Here is a 9747-nt window from a genome sequence, read left to right on the forward strand (position 1 = left end):
CTATATTGGCAACTCCGTACTCGTACCAGCTTCGTATACAGCTCCGAGTTTCCCGCCAATCGATTCATCGTTTATATCTCCAAAGCCCGTGTTTGGATCGTAGGATTCAGGGAGGCTCCCAACCTCGAATGTTCCCTCCAGCTCAATGCTTTGAACACTCACCCCAGCCGCAACGGTTTTGGATATGATTTGCACAAACTGGCTCAATTCAATTCCGGAAGAAGCCAATTTTTCTAATGGTAAACGCATCAGGGAAATTGCAGCCGGTTCGGGATCAAGTGGGTCATAAAATTTCTGCTGAATCTTGATATCCGAGTAATTGGCACCCACGGCCAAAGCAATAACCCGGATAATCGTGTTCACATCCCCTTTACTTAGGTTCCGGGCAATCTTGGACTTGATCATAATGCGGTACACTTCATCAGAAGCTGCACCGCGTTTCTGGCCCACATTGCCACCGATCAGATCCAGCGTTGTTCCCTTCGCCTCATCAATGTCACGCCATGTCTCAATTTTTTCGAAATCCTGTTTTAACTCATTCATGGGTTCGCTAACTATTCGAAGCAGCTTACCAATATTACTGTCTGGATTCTTGGTAAAGACATCCGTTAATTTCTTAATCAAATCAGCTGCTGAAATCATCGGTTACCACCTCGATCCAATCAGCTGCCGTCTGAGCAACTTGGAATACCTCGATTGGGATATTCCCGGCCGTGTATGTCTGTCCGTCCTGCGACAGCTCCAAGGACACATCCTCGACCCCTGCAATCTTGTATATCGTTGATACCAGGCGCATCAAGATAACGTCATCGTTCATACTCAGGCCTGCGTACACTGTGCCGTCCGCATCGGTGCCGCCAATGAACTGTGCAAGTGCTGAAACCACCTGCCTATCCCCGTCTGCCGGATATGCTGCCGTTTTGAAAATGTGTACTTTGATATGAATCGGAACCACCTCAGCACGGGAAAAGGATACAGGTTGTTCGTTACCACTCAGATCCTTTAAAACTACGGTTGTATCTCCATAGGATTCAATTCCCGCCGAACCCACAGCAAATATGGCTGAAGCAACATCGTTATCTTCGCCACCAAGTACATACACCTGATAGGACTTCGGAGGCCTTCCGGCAGAGTCTGTATCCTTTGTTTTATTTTCAATGACTGCAGCAGCCCGGACGCCTGTGACACGAAGAACGGAACCCCGAATACTATCCCCGGTAGCTGATCCACCACCAGCGACTGACAGCGCAAATAGCTCCCTAAATTCCGGGTCAGTCTGCTTAGCCCGGCCGCGTGACGTAGCTGCAACATTCGTTACTGCAGTAACATCCGGATTGGGATTTACGATGACTGTGATAAGCCCTGCAGCCACGTTGCCGCTTGTACCTGACTCCATGGCCTCAATAGGGACGGTCGCCTTGCCTGCAGCATCGAACACCGCTGGTTCCAGCGTCTCAAACTGTACATCCCCCTCTGTAGCAATCAGAAAGCCGTCAGCTTGTGTGTACCCCGGCGTTCCCGTCAGGGTAACTGTTCCCACTGCGTATTGGTCCAGAACACGAGTGGCCCCCACATATGGTCCAAGTCGGTCCAAGCTTCTCCCCTCAGCTGTGTTTACAAATCCGCTGAAGTAAACTTTCTCTGCCAGTTCATGAAGGATTGCTAAAAACCAAGCGACAAGCCGCAAAATGATACCAAGAGGTGATTTCTCACCTGTATTCACTTTGTCGCCCCATGCTTCCTTGGCCTTGTCCTCCATTTCCTCGAACAGATCGGCAAATCGTTTCCGTTTAAACCCTGTTTCATCCAACACCGATTTCCACCCCCTCCTGTTCCACAACCTCACCATTGGTGCCAGTAGCCACAAAAGCAACGGTCATTACCCTAGCCCTCCGGTCAATACTGAAGGTGATTTCCTCCACACTCTCAATACGCTCGTCTTCCAATAGCGCCCGGTTCAGCTCGTCGCGCATTTCTTCCTCGTTGACTTCCTTGCCTCTGAACAGATCAAAATCAATCCCTAAATCCGGATTCAGGAACCATTCCCCTGTTCTGGTCCCGAGTCCAATTTCACAGCACTGGGCCAGCTCTTCGGTTTCTTCTACCAACAGCAGCTCGCCTGAATCGTCAAACTTAATATCTCCATTTACTAACTTGAGAGACTGCATCCAAACACCCCCACAATAACAGCGTCATTCCGATCATGTGCCCGGTCTGTATCCGGAGAAGCCACAGCGCCTGTTAAGGCGTTTCGGATCTCGTTATCAGCAAATTGCACCATGACGACATCCCCCGGATGCAGAGATGGCTTGTATTCCTTCTCTACGCCATCAACCTTGTATCTATGACCCAACGCCTGAGCGTTCAGTATCATGGCTGGATCATCCGATGTCGTCCGGATCAAAGGCTGTACATCAGCCGTACAGGTTGTTTCATCAAACTTGATGACTTTACAAGGTGTACCACAATGGATATCAGACATAGCTTTATCAATCAGCGACTGAAGCAGCTTAGCCATGGCCGCTGCCGGATCCACTTTGCTCAAATGATCGCCTCCATATCTGTCTTGAAATCCCCGGTACGGCTAAACGTGTGGGAACCACTCCGGACATGGAGCCTGCCCGAGAAAGCCCGGCTTTTCAAATCAATCGCTGAAGCCGTAGTAATCCGGTATTGCAGCTGAGATGAAAGGTTATAACCTTTGGCCCCGCTCTGCTCAAATGCTGCAGGCGTTCCGATCAATCCCGTATCCGAATTGAGCTTGAACAATTCGTCAGCTCCTCGGCGCAGGCTTCGGATATATAGCTTGCCTTTGTTGATGTAGCAGCTTGTCCCGCAGTCTTTGCACACCTTGGATATGATTTCAGTTACCGCACCCTTGGCGCTGTATCCGTCCTGGTATCTGTAGTCATGATTCAGTTCCATTTGAGCGATAGGCAAACCAATGTAATTGGCCATTTGCTTGATAATTGCACTTCCTAAAGTGTTTTTAGCATAGGCTATTTCCTTTACCTGACGCTTGGACAGATCCACACCGTCAAGCACACGGATAGTTGTAATCTTGTCCACGCCTGACCATGCCGTGAGGACATCGGATATATAGCCATGCAAGATTACTCCAATGTCTCCCTTGTATCCGGCATTGACCATCAATACCTTGCCCCGCTTGATGTTGTTTAGGGTTGTATCAGAGAGGTTCCAAATCTTAATTTCAGCCTCATTCGGTAATGGGTCATTATCAAAGGGAATAGAACCTTCAATGTTGTAACTGTCCATCGAAAATTTCATGCCCTCCGTCATGACTTCAACCACACGGCCAAAGTTATTCTTCATCCTCATCACCTTCGATCAAATATAAAAAGACGCTCTCGGAGAGCGTCCGCCAGTTCACTGTATTTTCCGTTTCGGACTGATCGTAAGGAACAATCGGCACCTTTGGGAACCGGTTGTCCATGACGTCATAAAATAGAGTCGTCCCATAGACCAGCTTTTCGCCAGTCACCAACTTTTCCCCATCCTTTTCAAGATCCACTGTAAAATAATCGAACTGCTGATTATAATGCACCTCAAATGTGAAAATCTCGTCCTCAAGCGAAATATCAAAACGGTAGGGTATCAGATCCTTTTCAATATCGATGTATTCCATAATGCCTCCCTATGCCCAAGGGCTATCAGGTTTAAACTTCACTTTCTTTACGGGTTCTTTGGCCTTTTTCGTTTTAGAAGACTTCGATTTATCCTTGGTTTTGTCTTTCGTCTTGTCCTTGGTCTTATCCTTGGAACTGGATGTCTTGTCCTTCGTTTGCTTGGTGCCCGAATTGACTATTTTGACCGTTTGAGCCTTTACAGGCGTGGGCAGCTTAGCCGAGTACGATGACTTGGCAATACGTACCTCCGTCAACGTGAATGATATCGTATAGCCATCCGCAATCTGATTTGTATGCCCGGTTGCCAATCCGGAAATGATCCCTGTAAAGGCCATACGGCCAACATATTTGACAATTTGCCCGGAATCAGATGCCTTTTTTAGATACGCGAGTATCTTGGAAGCACCTGACCCTGCCACCACGCCTGTAATCCCCATCGTCCTGGCTTTCCGCTGAACATGGTCCGTCATGTCGATATCTTTTTCTACAGGCTGCGTGGTAATGTCCACATCAAAGGTTGGGCTTTCTTGCTCAACCAAAATGTAATGTCCATCTACTTTAGCCATTAGATTCCCTCCAATTCAGGAGCCTGTAGCCCCATACGCCGGAAAGTCTCTTCCAAGACGGCCTGAACCTGACGTCTTACCTCTGATGCAACATCGGAAGCAACAGAAGCTGAAGCACCATCTGCCTTAATGTCGATATTCACATCAAATTTGAATGCTGCGCTCTGTGCTGTCCCGGCTTCAGGATAACGTGCAGGAGCGAGAGATTTCGCAGGTGCTAAAGTCGATTGACCGACATCTGGCACAATCTCTTCTGTAACATCAGCGGAAGCAGCAGATACACGGCCTTGTGTGTTCTCAATCCCTCGGGCCAAACCTTCACCCGTAAAGAAACCAACTTCCATCATGACACGTGATGGTGAGTGAATGCCCAAAATGCCCTTGATCTTATCCGTGATGCTGTTTCCGATGTCTTTCACCTTATCGACCACGGCGTTAGCCATGCTGCTGATCCCGTTCACCATACCTTCAATGATGTTACGGCCGATATCAAACAGGTTAATCCCTGACAGGAATCCGGTGATCCGATCCCATATCGACTTGATTCCATCCCACATGGCCGTGGCTTTCGTCTTAACAGCGTTGACCAAGCCTGTGAACATGTTCTTGATGAAATTCCCAATCGATTGGAATATTGCAACAGTTCCAGTTTTGAGTGCTTGCCACTTGGAAACTAACCAATCTTTAATAGCTCCCCAGTTCTTGAATATGGCAATGGCTATAACAATCACCGCTATGATAGCAAGAACAACCCATGTGATAGGGTTTGCAAGGAATGCCGCGTTCATAGCCCACTGAGCTGCCGTCATAGCCCATGTTGCAGCGGTGGAAATGATCATAACTGCCTTTTGAGCAGTCCAAGCAATAATGGTTGCTGTAACGGATGCCACAACCGCCCAACCTTGGATGACATATCGAACCATTGAGAGAACCATTTGCCCAGTCATTACAGCAGCATTAGCTATCATTTGTGCCTTGGACAACAAGAACGCCCCTGTCATTCTCGCGCCTGTTATCATGGCTTGAATACCCGTTTGAACGAGTGCTGGTAGCAGTAATGTTGTAACAATCCCGACCACTGCACCAATCGTGCCTTGGTTATCCTCTAATGTTTTCTTGAAATCTTGGAACGTGGAAACCGCATTATCTTTGAATTCAATGATCTTCGGAACCAGCTCATTAAACTTGTCATAGACGAATTTAACCGCATCGCCTGTCCAATCTAGTGCAGCACCTATGCCGTCACCAATAGCATTACCAACCGCCTCAATCTGTGGTTGATGATCAGCCATCCACTGACCAAACTGATTAAAGTAAGGTAGAAGTTTTTCACCAATCGGTATTAAAATACTGGTTTCAATCTGCCTGCCAAACATCTGGAAAGCTTCACCGGGTTTCTCAAACTTAATCTTGTTTAACTCCGCAAGAGCATCACCCGTTGAACTGAATTGGCTTGTTGCTCTGCCCATTCCCTCAACAACCGTGGCCTCTAAATCTTCAAACTGCGTACCCAAGAGCGATACACCAATCTGATTTTTTAGAACAGGGTCTTCGACATCAGAAATCATCTGCAGTATTTGTGAGAACGCTGCTTTTGCCTGTGGTCCACCCTTGGCGAAAGTGTGCATCATCGTATCTGCATTAAGGCCCAACATCTCGAACGCTTCTATGGATGTCTTGCTTCCATCCTTGGCCCGGATGTTAAATTCCTTAACCGCATCCCCGACTTTGTCCAGTTGGAAAACACCTTCAGCCGAACCGGCTGCAAATACGTCAAACATCTCGTCAGCACTGAATCCTAGCGACTTAAACTGGTTTGCGTATTCGTTTGCACTATCCATCAGCTCATCTGACTTGTTTAAGCCCTTCTGGGCACCTTGTGCAAGCAAATCATAAGCCTGTTCGGAAGTGATACCAAACTGTTTCATCATGGTATCCACTGATTTCACAGACTCATTGATCTCGAAACCAAAAGCATCCCTGAGCAGTAACGCGCTGCGTGTGGTGTCTTCCAATTGATCGCCTGTCTGCCCGGTGACTTGCTGAACCGTTGAAATAGCTCCGCCTAGATCCGCCCAATCCTCACCAAAGTTCTGGCTGTACAAATTCTTGGCTACGTCTCTGGTTGCCTCCATCTGATCCGCTGCCATTCCCGTGGCACTCTGAATGTCAGACATGGATCTCTCAAACTCTGTTGCTGCAGCAATACCCGCAATGCCTAACCCTGCCATCGCAGCGACACCAGCAGCGCCCAAGCCCACAACACCTTTGGTCAAAGTGGAAATTTTCTTATTTCCTTCGTCCAAACCCTTGGTGTTTAGCTTAAATCCAACGGCAAACATGAGGTTGCCAATGATACCGCCTGCCACCTCAAACCGCCCCCTTAAAACAGAAAAGACGCCCGCAATGGACGCCTATTTCCGTTTCTCATTCTTCTTTTGTTGTTCGATATGAATATCAAGTGCTGCATTGGCTTCGGCAATATCATCCGGGTCCATGTTGTCCAGGTCACTGTATGTGATCGACATGTCAGACAGCAGCAATCGCCAGAGCGCCCAGTTTTGTGTGGCACGCTCTCGCGCTTGAGATTTACTCAGTTTCATTGGACTCTTCCTCGGAATCGTCCGTCTCATCGTTACCTGTAATAAAGGCATACGCTGCGCCTACGACTTCACCAAGTTCCTTGTAACCACTCGGCCCCTTGAAATCATCGATCTTTTGTTTAGGTTCAACCACGACATGGGACAGCATTTCCTCGGCAAGCTTCTCATCCGAAGCACCGCCAAATTTATTCTTGATACGGTCTGTAATTTTGGTCACTTGACGAACACCTGGGAACTGGAACGTATACTTATTTCCTGCCTTAGACGTGAATTGTTTTTGTGCGAAGTTTGCCATGAACGATCATCCTTTTCTATTTTGGTTTTTTAATTAGCTGAACAGCATATCCATCAATACAAACTCGTACTCCCGGTCCTCAGCTTCATTACCGTAAGTCCGAGACGCAGGCTTTTTGATGAATGCTTCTGTAACGGTGATGGTCTCTTTTGGTGGTCCTGCATTGATGATCGTAACAGGAACCAGTTTCCCGCTATTCGCTAGCCCGTCCAAATAGGCCACCTGTGGGCTTGTCTGCTGTAACGTAACCGTAGCTGTACCGAGTGGATTATTGACTTTCGTCCGGACGGTATCGCCTTGAGCGCCTACCTTCACCTCGAAGTTATCTTCATCCTTCTCTACCTCAACCATATCCTCCGAAAATCCGGTAAGATAAACACCGCCAACGATAACGCTGACGGCCTTGGAATCGTATGTTGTTGCTGCCATAGTCGATTTTCCCTCCTTATTTGCGGATTACGCCGCGAATAGTAGTTTCATGGATTGCCCCGGCCAGATCGAACCAAAATGACCCACCGTTGTATACCCGTTGTGCCCGGTCTGCTGGATCGGTTTGGGCACGGGTTTGGAACGTTGTTCCATACATGGGCTGCCCGTCTTCATCTGCAGCAATGATGCCCTGATTAAAGCCTTGCTGAAGCACGGTCCGTGTTTCACTCTCCAACTGAGCAATGCCCGTATCTGTAAAGCTCACTTTGTCCGTATTGGCAAACAGCCTTTGAATGGCATATTCGATGTTGAATCGGATGTAATCCTTGGAGTGAATGACATCGATCCATTCACCAGACAAGGTTTTACCTTCAGATGTTTGATTCTGCCCAGCTTTGGTCACATACGTAATAGCGCCTGCAGCATGGATCTCGCGCAGCTCCGTATCTGTAATATCCAGCGGCGTAATACCCTGCAGATATTTGAATTTCCATGTCACTGATCCAACAGGTGCAGATCCAGCCCTGCCGATCAGTGCAGCTTCTGGATAATTCGAAATATCGGTATGATAGAAAGCCGTAGTCCGGCTATAATTCTTCGCCAACAATAAGGCGACATCCGCAGCCGTGGAAGAACGTGTAAAATACTGCCTTGAGTTGTTCTGTTCAATCGCCGCCGCAAAAGCATCCACATCAGCTTGTAGCGTGGTTGTGGTAATCAGGAAATACCAATCTTCTTTCCACAAACGCCCCAGCACATCGTCAATGGTCTCCGGTTCCGTGCCAGTTTTCTGCCTAGCAATGGCAATCTCTGCAGGAGAATCATCCCCCTGATTCAAAAGCGCATATGCTGCCTTGTATTCTTCGGTGGTTTCGGTGTAATCCAGTTTGACGCTGGCCAGATCCGTGTATGTTTTGTACGGCTTGGCTGTAGCAGCTGAACCAAGGATCAACGGTTTACCAAACCCAAGGCGCGGCGTAGGTGTTTCAATCTCAATAATGACATTTACGTCTTTAGCCAATGGTCTCAACCCCTCACATGTACCGATTCAATCGGTGTGTATTCTTCTTCGATTATGTTAACGGTCCGGAAATCAACTTCAAATCCGTTCCGGCGTTCCCATTCAGTGCCCAGCTGGACATCTGTATTGGTTGTTGCTCCAACATCCACGACAACCACATTGACGTTATCCTTCAGCAGCCTATGGCCTGCAGTTTCGAACCAATCCCTTGCCCGATTCGCCAAATTGACGCTATCAAGCCGTGTCTTGGCATAGCTTTGAAACGTCGCGCTCAGCACCACGGTTCCGGTATGGATTGTTTTGTTGTTTTCTACAGTTATGGCCATGTTTCCGCGTGGACTTCCCTCATCGGTAAAGTCATAGCTGAGAAACGGATACTTTGGAACCTTGCCCGTACCATCTATCTCTATAACTGGGACGCCTATCGCACTAGACAAGCCCTCGATCATGACTTTCCGGATATCCTCAAACGGGATCATGTGTACTCACCCGCTTTAACTTGTATTCGTTGACATTGCTGTACTGGTTCCAATCCGAATCAGTTTCAACGGTGTACTGTTTTTCCTGATGCTCCACAACGTCACCGGGTTCATGCTGAAACGTTGTCAGCAACAGCCTGTCGTCCACTGTATACCGTCCGCCCTCCGTCTGGGTTAACTTATCCCCTAACGGTTGTATCGACCCTCTCAGGGCAATTCTCTGCGTCTCCGGTGGTTGATAGACGCCGACAGAGTCCCGTTCCCCTTCTCCCTCTCGAATTAGAGTGTATGGACGCTCATATTTGCGCAGGATCCGGGCTTGATTAAACCGCATGGCTATCCACCTTTCCGCCGAACCTTGAACACGATAGAATCTCGCAAGTCCATGTCCGCAATCAACAGTTTTTTGCCCTTTTTGTATCTCGCATAGATCGCAGAAAGTCCCGGCTGCTTGATCCGGTCAAAGTTCTTGACCACACGTTGCTGACCCAACTCCCCAATCTCCTGCAGGAGAGAATCAACGGAACGTTCACCCAAGGCGATTTCATTGACTCCTTGCCGCACAAGCTTGGCAATGGCTGCCTGTGCTTTCTTTTTGCCTGTGCCAATAAAGGACCGGGCTGGAATGTTCATCTTGGCCGATCCAAACTCGTGAACGCCTGCAATCATAGCCAGTTCTGCATTACCCTGAACCCCGATAACCACTT

The 9747-nt window shown here is 48.2% G+C and carries 15 protein-coding genes; all 15 read right to left on the reverse strand.

The window, feature by feature from the left end; all coding sequences use genetic code 11:
- A complete protein-coding gene (locus ABIC22_RS30055) occupies positions 1-642 on the reverse strand; it encodes a hypothetical protein (protein WP_354485777.1) in 642 nt (213 codons plus the stop codon).
- Positions 626-1813 (reverse strand): baseplate J/gp47 family protein, encoded by a 1188-nt coding sequence (locus tag ABIC22_RS30060; protein WP_354485779.1) that lies wholly within the window; start codon positions 1811-1813, stop codon positions 626-628. The genes ABIC22_RS30055 and ABIC22_RS30060 overlap by 17 nt, the downstream gene beginning before the upstream one ends.
- A complete protein-coding gene (locus ABIC22_RS30065; RefSeq protein ID WP_354485781.1) occupies positions 1803-2168 on the reverse strand; it encodes a contractile injection system sheath initiator in 366 nt (121 codons plus the stop codon). Before ABIC22_RS30065 ends, ABIC22_RS30060 begins: the two co-directional genes overlap by 11 nt.
- A complete protein-coding gene (locus ABIC22_RS30070) occupies positions 2150-2536 on the reverse strand; it encodes a Gp138 family membrane-puncturing spike protein (RefSeq protein WP_354486147.1) in 387 nt (128 codons plus the stop codon). Before ABIC22_RS30070 ends, ABIC22_RS30065 begins: the two co-directional genes overlap by 19 nt.
- Positions 2537-2541: 5 nt before the next feature.
- Positions 2542-3333, reverse strand: a complete 792-nt coding sequence (locus tag ABIC22_RS30075) for a phage protein (RefSeq protein ID WP_354485783.1) — start codon at positions 3331-3333, stop codon at positions 2542-2544.
- Entirely contained in the window at positions 3323-3646 is a 324-nt protein-coding gene (locus tag ABIC22_RS30080) for a phage baseplate plug family protein (RefSeq protein WP_354485785.1), read from the reverse strand. The genes ABIC22_RS30075 and ABIC22_RS30080 overlap by 11 nt, the downstream gene beginning before the upstream one ends.
- A 9-nt stretch (positions 3647-3655) precedes the next feature.
- A complete protein-coding gene (locus ABIC22_RS30085; RefSeq protein WP_193723772.1) occupies positions 3656-4213 on the reverse strand; it encodes a phage baseplate protein in 558 nt (185 codons plus the stop codon).
- Positions 4213-6582 carry a phage tail tape measure protein gene (locus tag ABIC22_RS30090; protein ID WP_354485787.1) on the reverse strand — a complete coding sequence of 790 codons (2370 nt, stop codon included), beginning with the start codon at positions 6580-6582 and terminating at the stop codon, positions 4213-4215. The genes ABIC22_RS30085 and ABIC22_RS30090 overlap by 1 nt, the downstream gene beginning before the upstream one ends.
- A 45-nt stretch (positions 6583-6627) precedes the next feature.
- Positions 6628-6816 (reverse strand): hypothetical protein, encoded by a 189-nt coding sequence (locus ABIC22_RS30095; protein ID WP_193723774.1) that lies wholly within the window; start codon positions 6814-6816, stop codon positions 6628-6630.
- The gene (locus ABIC22_RS30100; RefSeq protein WP_354485789.1) at positions 6803-7111 is read right to left on the reverse strand and encodes a hypothetical protein; all 309 of its coding nucleotides are present in this window, start codon (positions 7109-7111) and stop codon (positions 6803-6805) included. The genes ABIC22_RS30095 and ABIC22_RS30100 overlap by 14 nt, the downstream gene beginning before the upstream one ends.
- 33 nt (positions 7112-7144) lie before the next feature.
- The gene (locus ABIC22_RS30105; RefSeq protein WP_193723776.1) at positions 7145-7540 is read right to left on the reverse strand and encodes a phage structural protein; all 396 of its coding nucleotides are present in this window, start codon (positions 7538-7540) and stop codon (positions 7145-7147) included.
- Between the two features lie 16 nt (positions 7541-7556).
- Complete coding sequence (locus tag ABIC22_RS30110; protein ID WP_354485791.1) at positions 7557-8561, reverse strand: DUF3383 family protein; 1005 nt, start codon at positions 8559-8561, stop codon at positions 7557-7559.
- Positions 8562-8566: 5 nt separating this feature from the next.
- Entirely contained in the window at positions 8567-9040 is a 474-nt protein-coding gene (locus ABIC22_RS30115; RefSeq protein ID WP_354485793.1) for a phage neck terminator protein, read from the reverse strand.
- Positions 9027-9374 (reverse strand): hypothetical protein, encoded by a 348-nt coding sequence (locus ABIC22_RS30120; RefSeq protein WP_354485795.1) that lies wholly within the window; start codon positions 9372-9374, stop codon positions 9027-9029. Before ABIC22_RS30120 ends, ABIC22_RS30115 begins: the two co-directional genes overlap by 14 nt.
- Before the next feature lie 2 nt (positions 9375-9376).
- The coding region (locus ABIC22_RS30125) for a phage virion morphogenesis protein (RefSeq protein WP_354485797.1) at positions 9377-9747 on the reverse strand (371 nt) is incomplete at its 5' end.

Source organism: Paenibacillus sp. PvP094 (assembly GCF_040546835.1).
GTDB classification, from domain to species: Bacteria; Bacillota; Bacilli; order Paenibacillales; family Paenibacillaceae; genus Paenibacillus; species Paenibacillus illinoisensis.

What these genes read in the sequence shown, in the direction of transcription:
- ABIC22_RS30075 (WP_354485783.1), bottom strand. Translation starts at nt 3,333, where the DNA reads ATGAAGAATAACTTTGGCCGTGTGGTTGAAGTCATGACGGAGGGCATG.
- ABIC22_RS30120 (WP_354485795.1), bottom strand. Translation starts at nt 9,374, where the DNA reads ATGCGGTTTAATCAAGCCCGGATCCTGCGCAAATATGAGCGTCCATAC.
- ABIC22_RS30100 (WP_354485789.1), bottom strand. Translation starts at nt 7,111, where the DNA reads ATGGCAAACTTCGCACAAAAACAATTCACGTCTAAGGCAGGAAATAAG.
- ABIC22_RS30065 (WP_354485781.1), bottom strand. Translation starts at nt 2,168, where the DNA reads ATGCAGTCTCTCAAGTTAGTAAATGGAGATATTAAGTTTGACGATTCA.
- ABIC22_RS30105 (WP_193723776.1), bottom strand. Translation starts at nt 7,540, where the DNA reads ATGGCAGCAACAACATACGATTCCAAGGCCGTCAGCGTTATCGTTGGC.
- ABIC22_RS30085 (WP_193723772.1), bottom strand. Translation starts at nt 4,213, where the DNA reads ATGGCTAAAGTAGATGGACATTACATTTTGGTTGAGCAAGAAAGCCCA.
- ABIC22_RS30115 (WP_354485793.1), bottom strand. Translation starts at nt 9,040, where the DNA reads ATGATCCCGTTTGAGGATATCCGGAAAGTCATGATCGAGGGCTTGTCT.
- ABIC22_RS30080 (WP_354485785.1), bottom strand. Translation starts at nt 3,646, where the DNA reads ATGGAATACATCGATATTGAAAAGGATCTGATACCCTACCGTTTTGAT.
- ABIC22_RS30055 (WP_354485777.1), bottom strand. Translation starts at nt 642, where the DNA reads ATGATTTCAGCAGCTGATTTGATTAAGAAATTAACGGATGTCTTTACC.
- ABIC22_RS30095 (WP_193723774.1), bottom strand. Translation starts at nt 6,816, where the DNA reads ATGAAACTGAGTAAATCTCAAGCGCGAGAGCGTGCCACACAAAACTGG.